The sequence below is a fragment of the Paraburkholderia steynii genome (assembly GCF_900100565.1).
Classification (GTDB): domain Bacteria; phylum Pseudomonadota; class Gammaproteobacteria; order Burkholderiales; family Burkholderiaceae; genus Paraburkholderia; species Paraburkholderia terrae.
Genome location: NZ_FNDI01000003.1, coordinates 245,241 through 260,145 on the forward strand (window position 1 = coordinate 245,241; position 14,905 = coordinate 260,145).

12 protein-coding genes are annotated in these 14,905 nt (G+C 64.4%); 9 read left to right on the forward strand and 3 right to left on the reverse strand.

The window, feature by feature from the left end; genetic code table 11:
* The first annotated feature begins 99 nt into the window (after positions 1 to 99).
* The 6 genes from BLT65_RS07530 (at position 100) to BLT65_RS07555 (ending at position 8,753) form a co-directional block, all read left to right on the forward strand.
* Positions 100 to 2,262 carry a heterodisulfide reductase-related iron-sulfur binding cluster gene (locus BLT65_RS07530; protein WP_091776587.1) on the forward strand — a complete coding sequence of 721 codons (2,163 nt, stop codon included), beginning with the start codon at positions 100 to 102 and terminating at the stop codon, positions 2,260 to 2,262.
* A gap of 22 nt (positions 2,263 to 2,284) precedes the next feature.
* The gene (locus tag BLT65_RS07535) at positions 2,285 to 3,859 is read left to right on the forward strand and encodes a hypothetical protein (RefSeq protein ID WP_091776589.1); all 1,575 of its coding nucleotides are present in this window, start codon (positions 2,285 to 2,287) and stop codon (positions 3,857 to 3,859) included.
* On the forward strand, positions 3,856 to 4,656 hold the full coding sequence (locus BLT65_RS07540; RefSeq protein ID WP_042306480.1) for an electron transfer flavoprotein subunit beta/FixA family protein: 801 nt from the start codon (positions 3,856 to 3,858) through the stop codon (positions 4,654 to 4,656). The genes BLT65_RS07535 and BLT65_RS07540 overlap by 4 nt, the downstream gene beginning before the upstream one ends.
* The gene (locus BLT65_RS07545) at positions 4,656 to 5,615 is read left to right on the forward strand and encodes an electron transfer flavoprotein subunit alpha/FixB family protein (RefSeq protein WP_091776591.1); all 960 of its coding nucleotides are present in this window, start codon (positions 4,656 to 4,658) and stop codon (positions 5,613 to 5,615) included. Before BLT65_RS07540 ends, BLT65_RS07545 begins: the two co-directional genes overlap by 1 nt.
* Positions 5,616 to 5,805: 190 nt before the next feature.
* Complete coding sequence (gene narL, locus BLT65_RS07550) at positions 5,806 to 6,453, forward strand: two-component system response regulator NarL (RefSeq protein ID WP_042306482.1); 648 nt, start codon at positions 5,806 to 5,808, stop codon at positions 6,451 to 6,453.
* A 254-nt stretch (positions 6,454 to 6,707) separates the two neighbouring features.
* Entirely contained in the window at positions 6,708 to 8,753 is a 2,046-nt protein-coding gene (locus BLT65_RS07555; protein ID WP_091776593.1) for a sigma-54-dependent Fis family transcriptional regulator, read from the forward strand.
* 16 nt (positions 8,754 to 8,769) lie between these two features.
* On the opposite strand, the gene gph is transcribed toward BLT65_RS07555, so the two are convergent.
* Genes gph through BLT65_RS07570 form a run of 3 tightly spaced genes read right to left on the reverse strand, consistent with a single transcriptional unit; the run spans position 8,770 to position 11,585 of the window.
* Entirely contained in the window at positions 8,770 to 9,537 is a 768-nt protein-coding gene (gene gph, locus BLT65_RS07560) for a phosphoglycolate phosphatase (protein WP_091776595.1), read from the reverse strand.
* Between the two features lie 47 nt (positions 9,538 to 9,584).
* A complete protein-coding gene (locus BLT65_RS07565; protein WP_091776597.1) occupies positions 9,585 to 10,457 on the reverse strand; it encodes a phosphoribulokinase in 873 nt (290 codons plus the stop codon).
* 45 nt (positions 10,458 to 10,502) lie between these two features.
* Complete coding sequence (locus tag BLT65_RS07570) at positions 10,503 to 11,585, reverse strand: class 1 fructose-bisphosphatase (protein WP_091776600.1); 1,083 nt, start codon at positions 11,583 to 11,585, stop codon at positions 10,503 to 10,505.
* Positions 11,586 to 11,777: 192 nt separating this feature from the next.
* Here BLT65_RS07570 and BLT65_RS07575 point away from each other — a divergent pair, with 192 nt between their 5' ends.
* The 3 genes from BLT65_RS07575 to BLT65_RS07585 all read left to right on the forward strand — a co-directional run bounded on the left by BLT65_RS07575 (position 11,778) and on the right by BLT65_RS07585 (position 14,905).
* Positions 11,778 to 12,749 carry a LysR substrate-binding domain-containing protein gene (locus BLT65_RS07575; RefSeq protein ID WP_091776602.1) on the forward strand — a complete coding sequence of 324 codons (972 nt, stop codon included), beginning with the start codon at positions 11,778 to 11,780 and terminating at the stop codon, positions 12,747 to 12,749.
* Positions 12,750 to 12,954: 205 nt separating this feature from the next.
* Complete coding sequence (locus BLT65_RS07580) at positions 12,955 to 13,962, forward strand: beta-ribofuranosylaminobenzene 5'-phosphate synthase family protein (RefSeq protein WP_091776604.1); 1,008 nt, start codon at positions 12,955 to 12,957, stop codon at positions 13,960 to 13,962.
* A 22-nt stretch (positions 13,963 to 13,984) separates the two neighbouring features.
* On the forward strand, positions 13,985 to 14,905 hold the full coding sequence (locus tag BLT65_RS07585) for an NAD(P)-dependent methylenetetrahydromethanopterin dehydrogenase (protein WP_091776606.1): 921 nt from the start codon (positions 13,985 to 13,987) through the stop codon (positions 14,903 to 14,905).

Here is a 14,905-nt window from a genome sequence, read left to right on the forward strand (position 1 = left end):
CGCCACGAGCATCGCGCTGTGTGGGTCACCCGGATCGGATGGCCCGCATGGCAGGTGCCGTGGCGCGGGACCCCCTTTACTCTTTCAACGGACGAGCCCATGTCGAGCGCAGCGACTTTCGACCCCGTCAACGTCACCCGGATCCTCTTCGAGGGCTTCCCCACGTTCGCGATCGTGCTGTTCTATCTGGCCGGCGTCGCCGCGATGGCAGCGTTCGCATGGGGCGTCTACATCCAGGTGCGCAAGTACCGGCGCGGCAAGCCCGTAGCCGGCCCGATCGATCTGCGCGCACGTGTCGGCGCGATGGTGCAGGTCGTGCTCAATCACCGCACGATCGCGCGCCGCGACCCGGCGGCCGGCCGCGCGCACCGCTTCATTTTCTACGGCTTCGCGGTCCTGTTTGCCGGCACGGCCACCGTCACGGTCGACTACGACATCACGGCGCGCTTTCTCGGCTTTCACTTCTGGAACGGCAACTTCTATCTGTTTTTCAAACTGGCGATGAACCTCGCCGGCCTGTCGCTGGTTGGCGGCCTGATCTACATGATGGTGCGGCGCGGCTGGATCAAGCCACCGAAACTTAACTACGCGCGCCCCGACCGGCAGCCCGGTGATCCCGACTATGACCGCAGCGGATATCGCCGCGAAGACTGGGCGTTCCTGTGGTCGCTCGTGCTGATCGGCATCACGGGCTTCGTGCTAAGCGCGTTGCGGCTGGTGTGGCTGCAGGACCGCGCCATCGTGTGGGAGACGCGCTGGTGGTCGCCCGTCGCAGCTTTGCTCGCCGAAATCATGCACGGCGCAGGACTCAGCGCTTCGGCCGCCTATGTGCTGCGCACGGGCCTGTGGTGGTTCCACGGCGCGCTCGCGCTGACGTTCATCGCGCTGATTCCGTACACGAAGGTCAAGCACATTTTCACCGCAAGCGGCTCGCTTCTGATGCGCGATCCTCTCGCCGCGCAACGCCTGCCGAAAGTCGAACCGGACGCGGAGCGCGCCGGCTACAAGACCATCACCGACTTCACGTGGAAGCATCTGCTCAATCTCGATGCCTGCACCAAATGCGGCCGCTGTCATGAAGCCTGCCCCGCTCGCGCAGTGGGTGCGCCGTTGTCGCCGCGCGACGTGATCCTGTCGCTGCGCGAATTCGCCAACGATGCGCTGGAGAAAAACACCCTGCCTGAAGAAGTAAAGCTCGACGTGCATGGCAAGGATATCGGCCAGGTGTTCATGGAAACGATCTGGTCGTGCCGGACCTGCATGGCGTGCGTCGAGATCTGCCCCGTTGCCGTCGAGCACGTGCCCATCATCGTGCAACTGCGCCGCAAGCTGGTTGAAGACGGTGAAATGGAGCCGCAGGTGCAAAAGACGCTGCAGGCGATCCACAAGAACGGCAACTCGTTCAACGAATCGAAGCGCAAGCGCGCCGCGTGGACCAAGACCCTGCCGTTCACGATCAAGGACGCACGCAAGGAACCCGTCGATCTGCTGTGGTTCGTCGGTGACTACGCTTCGTTCGATCCACGCAACCAGCGCGTCACCCAGGCGTTCGCGACGCTGCTGCACGACTCAGGCGTGGATTTCGGCCTGCTGTTCGAAGGCGAATCGAATGCGGGCAACGACGTACGGCGCGTCGGCGAAGAAGGCCTTTACGAATTGCTCGCCGCGCAGAACATCGCGACGCTCGGCACTTCGCAATTCGGCCGCATCATCACGACGGACCCGCACTCGTACAACACGATCCGCAACGAGTACCCGGACTTCGGCGGAAACTTCGAAATCGAGCATTACACGAGTGTGGTGGCCCGCATGCTGGCCGAGGGCACGATACGCCCGAAGCGCAAGCTGGATTATCGCGTGACCTTCCATGATCCGTGCCATCTTGGCCGCTTCAACAAGGGTTATGACGCGCCGCGCCAGATCATCGAAGCACTCGGTTGCGAACTGGTCGAAATGGGCCGCTCGCGCGACAACTCGTTCTGCTGTGGCGCAGGCGGCGGACGTATCTGGATGAACGATCCCGTCGGCCAGGAAAAGCCTTCACAGAACCGCATGAAGGAAGCGGCGGCTATCGAAGGGTTGGAGGTATTCGTCGTGTGCTGCCCGAAAGACCTCACGATGTTCGAGGACGCACTCAAGACGAGCGGCTACGAAGGACGCTTCATCGTGCGCGAGCTGATCGAGCTGATTGCCGAGAGTCTGACGGAAGTCGACGGCAATGCCCCGCCTGCGGACGATGTCCGCGTGACGGCCGACGTCTGATGAGCGCCGCGCGATAACCGCCATGACGATCTTTCCCCGCCCTGCCGAAGCAGAACCCTGCGCCGCGAACGCGGCGCGCGAGGGTGCGCGGCTGCGTCGCCACTGGCGGGAACTGGTGCGGCTCGCGCTCGACGCCTCCGATGTATTCACGTCCGCAATGCTTTACCCGCACGCGACAAGCGCGGATCGCAAGCGGCTCGAAGCCCGCATGTTCGGCTCGCGCAGCGACCGGCTTGCGCTCGCGGCGTTCCCACACGCGCCTTCCGTGGCGCTCGCGCGGCTTGCCACGCTCGCCGCAACAGATGCGGATGTCACGCTCGCGACGCGCCTTGCCCGCAACGCTGCGACGCCTGCCGAGGCACTGCAAACGCTCGCCGCCGCGTTCGTCATGAATCGCGCCGAGGGCGAAACCGACTATCGACGTACCGTGCAACGCGTCGCGCAACTGATCGCGCGGCATCCGCTGGCGCCGCCCGCGCTGCTTGCGACGCTCGCCGCGAGTGCCGACAGCATCGAGACCTTGCGCTCGTTGTGCGAGAACGTGGGCGTGCAAACCGATCTGCTCGCGCAACTGGCCGGTCGGGGCATTGAACCGCTGCAACGGCTGCTCGCCATTCACTTCGCGACGGATGCGCACACGCTGCATCAGCTGTGGCGGAGTACGCGCGAAAGCGCAGTGCGCGCTCAGGTACTGCGCCACGCCGCGTGCCCGCTCGAGCTGTTGCGCAGCATCCCCGCGTCCAGTCCCGAGCGGCGCAGTCTCGCGTTGAACGTGCGGACCACGGGCGAAATCCTGACTGCGCTTGCGCGCGACGACGACCCCGCCGTGCGGCGCGCCGCCGCCACCAATCCCGCCACACCCGCAGGCGCACTCGTTCTGCTGTGCTTCGATGCCGACACGCTGGTCCGCCGTGCCGTCGCCGTGCGTGACGACCTGCCGCTCAAGGTTGTGGATTGGCTTGCCGAAGACGGCGACGTGTGGGTGCGCAGCGGTCTCGCGCGCAATCGCGCATGCCCGCGTATCTGGCTCGACCGGCTCGCGCGTGATCGCGAAGCGGACGTGCGCCGCTCGGTGACGCGTCACGCCTTGTGCCCAGCGCCGCTGCTCTCGCTGCTCGCGAACGACGAGGTCGCGTGGGTACGCGCGGGCGTCGCGCTGCGCGACGAGTTGCCGGGTGCCGTGCTGCACCGGCTGATACAGGACACCGATATCGACGTGCTGGCGGGCGTTGCACGTCATCGCGGCACGCCACAGGCGACGCTCTCGCGTCTTGCCGAACATGCGTCGCCCGATGTGCGGCGGGCCGTCATCCTGAATCGTCATACGCATCGGCGTGTGTTGCTGCCGTTGCGCGACGAATCGTATCCGCTGCACCGCGTGCTCGTGTTCATGCATCCCAGCCTGACCGAAGCGGACCGCTGGCGCATGCGCTTCGAACCTGATACGGAGGCCCGCGCGCGCATGTTCGGCCATCTCGCCGGCTCACTCGCCGCAGCACTCGATCGCCAGCGTCAGCACAGCGCGCCCGCTGACGCAGCCGACACATCTGACACACGCACACATCAACTGACCACATCAGTGGAGGAGGCAGGATGAAGATACTCGTCACCATCAAGCAGGTCGCGTCACTCGATGAAGATTTCGAGCTGCGCGACGACGACCGCGATGTCGAAGCAGACTTTCATGTTTTCGACCTCAACGAATGGGATCACTACGCGCTCGAAGAAGCACTGCGTCTGAAGGAGAGCGGCAATAGCGACGCCATCGAGGTCGTGGTCGTCACCGTCGGTCCCGACCGGGCCGATGAAGAACTGCGCAAGTGTCTGGCCAAGGGCGCGGATCGCGCGATCCGCGTCTGGAGCGACGAACTGGAAGAAGCGGACCCGATCGGCATTGCCCGCGCGCTCGCTGCGCTTGCGCGCCGCGAAGCCCCTGACATGATCTTCGCCGGCGTGCAGGCCTCCGACCACGCCTATGGCGCTACGGGCATGGCGCTCGCCGGCCTGCTCGACTGGCCGCACGCGGCTGTCGTGGCGGGTCTGGAGTACACGCCCGGCGCGGGTACGGCGAGCGCGCGTCGCGAGCTCGAAGGCGGTGCGTACGCGAATGTCACCGTGCAATGCCCTGCCGTCCTGACGCTGCAACTGGGTATCAATACGCCGCGCTACGCGTCGCTGCGCGGCATCAAACAGGCGGCGTCGCGGCCGATCGAAACCATTGCGCCGGACGCGCTCGGCTTGCCCGCCGACGAAACGGGCAAGCAAGGCTCGCTCTCGCGCATCAGACGCGTGTATGTGCCCGAACTCGGCCGCGCGCAGATGATCGAGGGCACGCCAGCCGAACAGGCCGCCCGCCTCGCGGGCATCATCAAGGAATTTCGGGGGGAAGCGTAATGAGCGGCATTCTGGTTATTGCTGAACATCGTCAGGGGCACTTGCGCCCTGTGAGCGTCGAAGTGATCGGCGCAGCCGTCGCTGCGCGAGAAGCGGGCGGCGAACGCGTGACGGTCGCCGTGCTGGGTGCGACGCCCGCCACGTTCGTCGACGCGCTCAAGCTCGCGGGTGTCGACGAGATCGTCACCGTGCAGACCGCGAACGATGCCTTCGACCCTGATACCTATCAGGCTGTTGCGCACGCACTGATCGAGGCACGCAAGCCGTCGCTCGTGCTGCTGCCCCATACGATCGATACGCTGGGTTACGCGGCGCCCCTCGCGGTCAAAGGGAACTACGGCTTCACCACCGACGCGTTCGGTCTGGCGCGCGACGGTGAAAGCTGGATCGCCACGCGCTCCGGCTATGGGCAAAAGGTCAACATGGAGATCGAGTTTCCTGGCCGTGCCACGGTAGTCGTGACCATCCGGCCGGGCGCCTTCAAGGCCCCCGACAGCGCGGCGACGCCCGAAGTCAGCCAGTTCGACGCACCCGCCGTCACGCCACGCAGCCATCACATTTCGTTCGAAGAGCCCGTCGCGAGCAGCGACGTGGATATTGCCGGCGCGGAATTCATCACGTCGATTGGCCGTGGCATCGGCGAAGAAACCCATGTCGAACAGTTCCGCGAGCTGGCGAGTTCACTGGGCGCGACGCTCGGCTGCTCGCGTCCCATCGCCGACTCCGGCTGGCTGCCCAAGGCTCATCAGGTCGGCCAGTCCGGCAAGACGGCGGCGAACTGCAAGCTCTACCTCGCGCTGGGCATCTCCGGCTCCGTGCAGCACATGGCGGGCATGAAACACGTCGAGAACATCATCGCCGTCAACACCGACCCGGAGGCGTCGATCTTCTCGATTGCGAAGTACGGCATCGTGGGTGACATCTTCGATATTGCAGAAGAACTGCGCGGACACTTCTAGGCCCGCACTATGGAAAACCCGGAATGTGCCTGCATTCCGGGTACATAATTATTTTTCAATTGGTTTAAGTTGTTAAACTCAAGCTCGCAACAAACTGGCAACAAAAACAATAAGCCACCGCTCGCACGTTCAAGACATCGCACTGCGCCACACCGCGCAGTTTATGCAGCCATGAGCCCAGGAAGAGCAGATGGTCCCTCACACAGTACTTCTCATCGACGACCACGCGTTGTTTCGCAAGGGCGTCGCGCAACTGATCCAGATGAACCCGGCGTTCGAGGTCGCGGGCGAAGCGACTTCGGGCCACGATGGCATCGAGATGGCCGTCCGGCTCAAGCCGGACGTGGTCCTGATCGACCTGAACATGCCGCGCATGAACGGTATCGAAACGCTGGAAGGCATGCGCGAAGCGGGCGTGGACGCGCGTTTCATCATGCTGACGGTGTCCGACAATGAGCGCGACGTGGTGGCCGCGTTGCGCGCGGGCGCGCACGGCTATCTGTTGAAGGACATGGACCCCGAAGACCTGTGCATATCGCTGCAAAAGGCGCTCAAGGGTACGGCCGTCCTCAGCGAGTCCGTCACGGGCAGTCTCGTTCATGCGCTCTCGGGCGGCCAGCGTATTCCCGCGGCGCAGAACGATCTGACGGCACGCGAGGTCGAAGTGTTCGACCATCTGGTGGCGGGCCTGTGCAACAAGGCCATCGCGCGCAAGCTCGATATCAGCGTGGGGACCGTGAAGGTTCACGTCAAGCACGTGTTGCGCAAGCTCGATCTTCACTCGCGTCTTGAAGCCGTCCTGTGGCAGCAGGAGCACGGCTCGCGTTCGCACCACTGATACAGCGGGGCGCCTTCGCGCCGCCCTGCTTTCCCTTCGTTTGACCGCTTCGGCCGCGTTCGCCACGCACGCGGCAGCGAAGTGCTGCGCGTTCGCCTGCCATGTCGCGGCCCCACTCTCGTTTACCTCTACTCCCCGGGAGGTAGTCCATCAAGGCTGATTGTCACGCCGAATTGGATTGCCAATAATGGGCTTCAATGTGGCGAGCATGTCCGCATGCATGACCGCCCTCGTTTTTCCCGGAGATGTCCACCATGTCGTCATGCCAGCCGCTCGCGGAAAAGGGTCACCAGGTCGAAGCCATCATGCGCGAGCGTGTTCGTGACGGATTCGCTCCGAGCGCGCCCGTGGTCCGCTCATGGACGCGTTGCATCGAAGACTATGGACTCGATCCTGACGTGTGCGTAGCGCCACCCGTGATGACGAGCGCGGAACTTGCGCTGCGCCGCGAGCAGAGCGCCGAACTGGTCGACTGCGCGAAGCTCGAAATGGCGACGCTCTATCAGCAGCTCGGCGATCCCGAACTCGCCGTCGTGATGACGGACGCCGATGGCGTCATCCTGCATCTCGCGTCGTCGCCCGAATTCGCAGGCGAAGTCGAAGACTGGGGCTTGTGCGCGGGCGCCATATGGAACGAACGGGCAGCCGGCACCAACGGCATGGGCACCTGTCTCGCCGAAGGCAAAAGCATCGCCGTGCGCCAGCACGAACACTTCTACCGGCGCTACACCACGCTGACTTGCGCGGCCGCGCCCGTATTCGACGAACGTGGCACGATCGCGGGCGTGCTCGACGTCACGAGCCGCTCACCGCTATTGCAGCAACATTCGCTGGTGCTGGTCGGCATGTCCCGGCAGATGATCGAAAATCGCTTGCTCGATGCACGTCATACGCAGGCCTACCGGATCCAGTTTCACAGCCGCCCTGAGTTCGTCGGCACGCTGCACGCGGGCAAGCTCACGGTCGATGAAGATGGCACGATACTCGGCGCCAATCGCAGCGCACTCGTGCAACTGGGTTTCGTGACGCTCGATGAGATCGCAGGCCAATCCGTCACCGAAATCTTCAATGCATCGCTGAATGAGATCGTGGCGCGCAGTACACGCAGTTCGTTTTATCCCGTCGCGATCTATCGCACGCATGGGTCGAGCCGCTTTTTTGTCGTCGCGCAAGAACCCCGCGATCGCGCCGCGCGCGACGCGATCTCGCCACCCCCTGTCGCCGCTTCGTTCGATGACACGGCGTCCGATCAACCCGCGACGCCCGCACTCGCCCGACGGCCAACGCGCATCACCCGGCCCACAGGCGCATCGCGTGTCGAATTCGGCGACGCGCAGATTGCCAGCCAGTTCGATCTGGGCGCACGCGTGATCGATCGCGGCATTTCCGTGCTGGTTCACGGCGAGACGGGCAGCGGCAAGGAAGTGTTCGCCAATGCGCTGCATGCGGCAAGCGAGCGCAACAGCGGTCCGTTTGTCGCCGTCAACTGTGCTTCGTTGCCGGAACATCTGATCGAGAGCGAACTGTTCGGCTACCGCGCCGGCGCCTTCACGGGCGCGCAACGCGAAGGGCGACGCGGCAAGATTCTGCAAGCCGATGGCGGCACGCTCTTTCTCGACGAGATCGGCGACATGCCGCTCGCGTTGCAGGCGCGCCTGTTGCGGGTGCTGGAAGAACGCGAAGTCACGCCACTCGGTTCCGAAACCGTCGTCAAGGTGGACTTTCAGCTCGTGAGCGCAAGCCACCGTGATCTGGCGGAACTGGTTGAAAGCGGTCAGTTTCGCGAGGACCTGTACTACCGCCTGAACGGCGTGATGCTCGAACTGCCTCCGCTGCGCGCGCGCAAGGACAAGCTTGCGTTGATCCGCCATCTGCTCGAAAAAGAGAACACCCCTGCCCTGCGGATTTCAGCGGACGTGCGCCAGATTCTGCTCGATAGCGACTGGCCCGGGAATATCCGCCAGCTTCGCAACGTGCTGCGCACGGCGGTCGCTCTTTGCGATGGCGATGAACTCACCACGGCCCATCTGCCCGCCTGGCTCGTACAGAGGGAAAAGAACCTGAATCGCCAGCCAGCTGCAAGTACAGCATCCGTGCCGCAAGAAGCCGACGACGACGCCGATGCAGAAGGCGAAACAAATATCGCCGCGCCGCTCAATGCGATCCTGCTGGCCGAACGCGAAGCACTGCTCGCGCTGCTGGACAAGCATCGCTGGAACGTGAGCCAGGTGGCGATCGCGCTCGGCATCACACGCAATACGCTGTACCGCAAAATGAGGCGCGTACACATCAAGACGTGACGCGCCTCTCTTTCACTCAATTCAGCTGGCTTGCAGGCATCTCTTGCCCGGCGATGCCGTGATCGATACGCGTTGAGCCGTGCCATTTGCGCGGCCCGCCTATCAGCTCCGTCAATTCGGCGATCGTGTCGATCACGCGCATGCACGGCAATTCGCTTACCGGGTGGTCGCTGCTGTATCCATAGCTCACACACACCATCGGCATGCCTGCCGCCTGCGCCGCAAGCGCATCCGTCACGCAATCGCCGACAAAGAGCGTATGCGCCGGATCGACACCCAACGCCTCGCAGGCATGCAGAAGCGGATCGGGGTCGGGCTTGTGCGGCAAGCGCGCATCGCCGTCGACGATCATGTCGAACCATGCGTGCAAGCCAAAGCGCCACATCAGCGGCTCGACGAAGCGCGACTCCTTGTTGGTGACTACGCCGAGCTTGAGGCCCATGCCGCGCAAGCTGTCGAGCGTCGATTCGATGCCGGGATACAGTTGCGTCAGTTGATCTTCATGGCGGCAGAGCTGGTGGTAGCACGTCTCGTAGCGGCGCAGAACGAGATCGAGCGTCGAAGCGCGCGCCTCCACACCCAACAGCGTCAACGCGCGGTCGATCAGTATCGCGGAGCCGCCGCCAATCAAGGTCTGCGCAACGCCGGGCGCGAGCAAGGGAAAACCGTTTTCGGTCAGCGCCCGGTTGAGCGCATTGCCGATGTCCGGCGAGGTATGCAACAGCGTGCCGTCTAGATCGAACAGCACGGCATCGATCGGCAGATTGCGCGGCATGACTTGCATGTGTATGTCTCCTGTTGACAGCTAGGGTGTACTTTCCGGCAGAGCGTTCAGGCCGCCCGCTTCTGGCGGTCGATCATCTGCAGGATCATGGGCGTGAAGATCAGTTGCATCGCGAGCCCCATCTTGCCGCCCGGCACGACGATGACATTGGGCCGGCTCATGAAGGAGTCGTGCAGCATCGTCAGCAGATAGGGAAAGTCGATTCCCTTCGGGTTGGTAAAGCGGATGACGACAAAACTCTCGTCGGCGCTCGGAATGTCGCGGGCGGTAAAGGGGTTTGACGTGTCCACCGTCGGCACGCGCTGAAAGTTGACATGCGTACGGCTGAACTGAGGACAGATATGGTGAGCGTAGTCCGGCATCCGGCGCAAGATCGTGTCCATCACGGCTTCCTGCGAATAGCCGCGCAGTGTCTTGTCCCGATGCAGCTTCTGAATCCATTCGAGGTTGATGATGGGGACGACGCCCACCAGCAGATCGGCGTGCTGCGCCACATCGATGCCGCGGCCGACGAAACCGCCGTGCAGTCCCTCGTAGAAAAGCAGATCGGTAGGCGGCTCGATGTCTGTCCACGGCCCGAACATGCCGGGTTCGAGATCGTATTCCGCCGCTTCCGCCTCGTCGTGCAGATACTTGCGCACCCGTCCGCGTCCCGTTGCCGCGTACTCGCAAAACAACGCCGCGAGTTCCTCCAGCAGGTTCGCTTCCGGGCCGAAGTGACTGAACTGGCGGCGGGTTTCCTCCGCCTCTTTCATCGCGACGCGCATCGCGGCACGGTCAAAGCGATGGAACGCATCGCCTTCGACAATCTGCGCATTGAGTTTCTCGCGCCGGAAGATGTGCTGAAAGCTGTTCATCACGGTCGTCGTCCCTGCCCCGCTCGAACCCGTTACCGCGACAATCGGATGTTTGATCGACATGCTCTCACTCCATCTTGCAGTGCTTCGCGCATGAACCCGCACGCGTTACACGCGCGCCTCGGGACGAAACAACGAGCGCTCGTTGAAGAGCGGCGACGTGAACGGCGCGTCCTCGCCTCGCTCGTGCTCGCGGTGGTAACGCTCGATCCGCTCGACTTCGCGCTGCGTGCCGAGAAACATCGGCGTACAGCCATGCGTATCGGCCGCGACGTCGAGCACCCGCACGCGCCCGGTGCTGGCGCATCCCCCCGCCTGCTCGACCAGCCACGCCAGCGCCTGCGCCTGATACAGCAGCGGCTGACGCGAGGCGCGCGGCGCGCAGCGGCTTGCGCGCGGATAAAGACACAGGCCGCCGCGCAGCAGCGTGCGATGCGTATCGGCGACCAGCGACGCAATCCAGCGCGTGTCGATGTCGCGCTGGCGTACGCCCGCGCTGCCGTCCCTGCACTCGCTCACATAGCGCTGCACGGGTGGCTCCCAGAAACGCTCGTTGCCGCCGTTGATCGCCAGTTCGACTCCGTGTTCGGGCATGCGGATCGCCTCGTGCGTCAGCACGAATTCGCCGCGTTCGCGGCACAGCGTGAAGCCATGCGTGCCGCGCCCGACCGTGATCACGAGCAGCGTCGCCGGTCCATAGAGCGCGTAGCCGGCAGCAAGCTGCTTCGTGCCCGTGATCACACATCCGCCGTCGGCCGTGCAGGCGCCCGCGTGCCGTATCGAGAAAATGCTGCCGAGCGCCGCGTTCGAATCGGCATTGGCGGCGCCGTCGAGAGGATCGGCGAACAGCACGTACCGGCCCGCCGACGTTGCGCGCACTGACTGCATGAACGGCGAAACCATGCCCGCGATCTCCGCGCTGCGCTCGCACATCGACGTCATCACATCGTTTGCGGCAACGCTCAACGCGTCGTGAATCGAAGCCGTGGGTCCGTGCAAGAGCGTCTGCGCCGCGCCAATCGCGCCCTGCGCAATGCGCGCCGCGATGGCTTCTACCGCCTGCGCGATCGCCTCGATCACGGTACACAGTCCGGCGGCGTCAGTGGCATGCAAGCCGCCCGGTGCTGCCGCGCGACGGGAAGCAAGATGGTCGGCGAGGAAACTCGACAGTGTTACTTGTGCAGGGTTCACGGTTGCCTCGTGTCGCGTTGATTGAACGGGAAGCCTGGTGCAATTCGTGCATTCATCGTGACTCCTCGATCGTCGGTTGCTTGCGATGACCCTCTGGCAAACACGGTAAGCCAGTGGACCTTCAAGAGAAATTCAGTAATTTTTATTTGCGCTGTAAGCGATGCTTATCTGCTGCGGCATGGAGTCCTGATCATGCTTAACCTGCTCCGCAACCTCACGCTGCGCCAGTTGCAGATCTTCTCGGCGGCATCCCAGTACGAGAACTTCGCCCGGGCCGCCGAAGACCTGCACCTGACGCAGCCCGCCGTCTCGATGCAGATCAAACAGCTCGAAGAGGCCATCGGGCTGCCGCTGTTCGAACGCATCGGCCGGCGGCTCACGCTCACGGAAGCGGGCGCCACGCTGTCGCACCATGCGAAGCGGATTCTCGGCGACATCAAGGACGCCGAAGATGCGATGCGCTCGCTCTCGTCGGCGGATGGCGGCACCATTTCCATTGGCCTAGTCAGCACCGCCCGCTATTTCATGCCTCGGCAAATCTCGCGCTATGCGGAGCGTTATCCGAAAGTCGATATCCGCTTTTCGATTGGCAACCGCGATGCGCTGCTGCGCCAGTTGCAAGACAACGCGATCGATCTCGCCGTGATGGGACGCCCACCCGCCGAACTCGACGCGCACTGCGAACCGCTCGCCTACAACCCGCACGTGATCGCCGCCTGTACGACGCATCCGTTCGTCGATGCATCGCGCTTCGACTTGCACGAATTGCGCCATGACACCTTCCTGATGCGTGAGCCAGGGTCCGACACGGCAGCCGTCGCGATGGAAATGTTCCAGCAGCATCTGTTCACGCCCGCTCGAAGGCTCGCGCTCGACAGCCATGAAACCGTCAAGCAGGCCGTGGTCGCGGGCATGGGCGTAAGCGTCTTGCCGCTGCACACGCTGCGGCTCGAACTGCTGGCGCGCGAGGTGTCGATCCTGCAGGTGAACGGCACGCCCATCGATCGCGTCTGGCACGTGGTGCATATGAACGCGAAGCAGATGTCGCCCGCCTGCGTCGCATTCCGGCGCTTCCTGATCGAGAAGACGGGCGCGTACCTGGAAGGACAGTTCGCTGACCTCACACCCCGCGCCCACGCCGCGAGTCCCTTCGCGCAGACATGAAGCAAAGTGTCACCGATTCTGCACAAGGTTCGACAGTGCAACTCGCTGCCCGCCTGGCGACCTGCTGGAAATTCACGCTGCGTGCGCGCACAGCGCACAGGCGCTTGAAGTCGATAGCCGCGCACATGGCATAACGCTTGCGTTGAAGGCCCCGGAACAATCACCCGTCAAGGGATTGGGGAACGCGCATATGAGCCGACATGCGATGGCTGAATCGACTGCAAAGCACACCAGCATCGTCACCGTGAATGCGCCCGGCCGGCTGCATCTGGGGTTTCTCGATCCGGGTGCGTCGTTGGGGCGACGCTTCGGCAGTCTGGGGCTCGTGATCGGCGGCATCAGCACGACGCTCGACGCACGGCTCTCCGTCGACGACGACGATCACTACACCGCCGAGCCTGGCGCTCGCGATGAACTGCCGCGCGTACGCGCCCACATCGAGACGCTGCGCAACCTGACGGGCAACGATGCGCCCATCGACGTGCGGCTGCGGCGTACGTTGCCCGCGCATGCGGGCCTCGGCTCCGGCACGCAGCTCGCGCTCACGGTCGGGCACGCGTTTGCTCGCCTGTATGGGCTCGACCTGAGCGCAACACAACTGGCGCCCGCGCTCGCGCGCGGTGCGCGCTCGGGCGTGGGTATCGCCGGGTTCGAACGCGGCGGCCTGATCGTCGATGGCGGTCCGCGCGGGCCGGGCGTGCTGCCGCCCGTCCTCTCGCGATTCGACTTCCCGTCTTCGTGGCGCGTGATGCTCGTGTTCGACGAATCGCGCACAGGGCTCTCGGGGCCGGCCGAACACCAGGCGCTCGCCGCCTTGCCGCCGTTTCCCCAGGCGCTCGCTGCGCATGCCTGTCACCTGACGTTGATGCAGATACTGCCCGCCGTCGCGGAACGCGAGTTCGCGCCGTTCGCGCAAGGCGTGAGCGCGCTGCAGGACGGCATCGGCCGATACTTCGCCAAGTCGCAAGGCGGTATTTATACGAGCCCCGCAGTCGGGCGCGTACTCGACTGGATCGGCGCGCGCTACTGCGCGGGCGTGGGTCAGAGTTCGTGGGGACCGACGGGCTTCGCCATCATGGAATCGCAGGAAGAAGCCGAACACGCCTTGCGCTCCGCGCGCGAGGCGGCGGCGATCGACCCCGGGCTGCGAGTCGAGATAGTCAGCGGACTCAACTCGGGGGCCACCGTCACCTGGGCGTCGGCCCGGGATTGATCCACCTGTTTGACGAGGAAACATGGAACGCAAACACATTCTCCACATGTTCACGCCCGGCCGGCAGATGAGCCCGTTCGATGTGAACATGGCCGTCGATGCCGGATACCAGGTCGTCGTGCCGTACACCGACGTCGATGCCAGGATGATCGGACCGCTGACCCAGGATGCCATTTTTTCGCGCGGCCCCAAAGGGGTCGCGCATACGGGCATCTTTATCGGCGGACGCGATGTGATGCTGGCCGTGGACATGCTGCGCCTGTCGCGCGAGGCCATGGTGCCGCCGTTCGAAGTCTCCGTGTTCGCCGACCCGAGCGGATCGTTCACGACGGCGGCGGCGCTCGTCGCGAGTGTCGAGTGGCAATTGCGCAGTACCTTCGACACGGGACTCGACGGCAAGCGCATTCTCGTCTTCGGCGGAACGGGACCCGTGGGGCTTATTGCCGGCGTGCTCGCCGCGCAGGCAGGCGCGCGCGTTGCGCTGGCCAGCAGCCGCGGGCTCGATGCCGCGCGCGAAGCATGCGAGCGTGCCGGCGCGCGCTTTGGCGCGCAACTCGAAGGCGCCGACGCGAGCAGCGCAGAAGCCATCGGCGCGACCTTAAGTTCCGTCGACGTCGTATTCGCCACGGCTGCCGCCGGTGTCGAAGTGATGAGCGCGCAGCAGGTAAACCGCGCGGCCCGCCTGCTCGTGGCCGCCGATGTGAACGCCGTGCCGCCCGCAGGGATCGCAGGCGTCGGCGTCATGGACAACGGCAAGCGTGTCGGTCAGCACGACGCGCTCGGCATCGGCGCACTCGCGATCGGCAACGTCAAATACGAAGTGCAGCAGCGGCTCTTCATGCAGATGCTCGCCGCGAAAGAGAAGGTCTATCTGGGCTTCGACGACGCGCTCGACATGGCCCGCCGCGTGGTCACCGAGCGCTCGTCGCTCGCCACGGCCTGA

Bases quoted from the DNA above. Each gene is read 5' to 3' on its own strand.
- narL (WP_042306482.1), top strand. From the start codon at position 5,806: ATGGTCCCTCACACAGTACTTCTCATCGACGACCACGCGTTGTTTCGC.
- BLT65_RS07535 (WP_091776589.1), top strand. From the start codon at position 2,285: ATGACGATCTTTCCCCGCCCTGCCGAAGCAGAACCCTGCGCCGCGAAC.
- BLT65_RS07580 (WP_091776604.1), top strand. From the start codon at position 12,955: ATGGCTGAATCGACTGCAAAGCACACCAGCATCGTCACCGTGAATGCG.
- BLT65_RS07540 (WP_042306480.1), top strand. From the start codon at position 3,856: ATGAAGATACTCGTCACCATCAAGCAGGTCGCGTCACTCGATGAAGAT.
- BLT65_RS07585 (WP_091776606.1), top strand. From the start codon at position 13,985: ATGGAACGCAAACACATTCTCCACATGTTCACGCCCGGCCGGCAGATG.
- BLT65_RS07545 (WP_091776591.1), top strand. From the start codon at position 4,656: ATGAGCGGCATTCTGGTTATTGCTGAACATCGTCAGGGGCACTTGCGC.
- BLT65_RS07555 (WP_091776593.1), top strand. From the start codon at position 6,708: ATGTCGTCATGCCAGCCGCTCGCGGAAAAGGGTCACCAGGTCGAAGCC.
- BLT65_RS07530 (WP_091776587.1), top strand. From the start codon at position 100: ATGTCGAGCGCAGCGACTTTCGACCCCGTCAACGTCACCCGGATCCTC.
- gph (WP_091776595.1), bottom strand. From the start codon at position 9,537: ATGCAAGTCATGCCGCGCAATCTGCCGATCGATGCCGTGCTGTTCGAT.
- BLT65_RS07565 (WP_091776597.1), bottom strand. From the start codon at position 10,457: ATGTCGATCAAACATCCGATTGTCGCGGTAACGGGTTCGAGCGGGGCA.
- BLT65_RS07575 (WP_091776602.1), top strand. From the start codon at position 11,778: ATGCTTAACCTGCTCCGCAACCTCACGCTGCGCCAGTTGCAGATCTTC.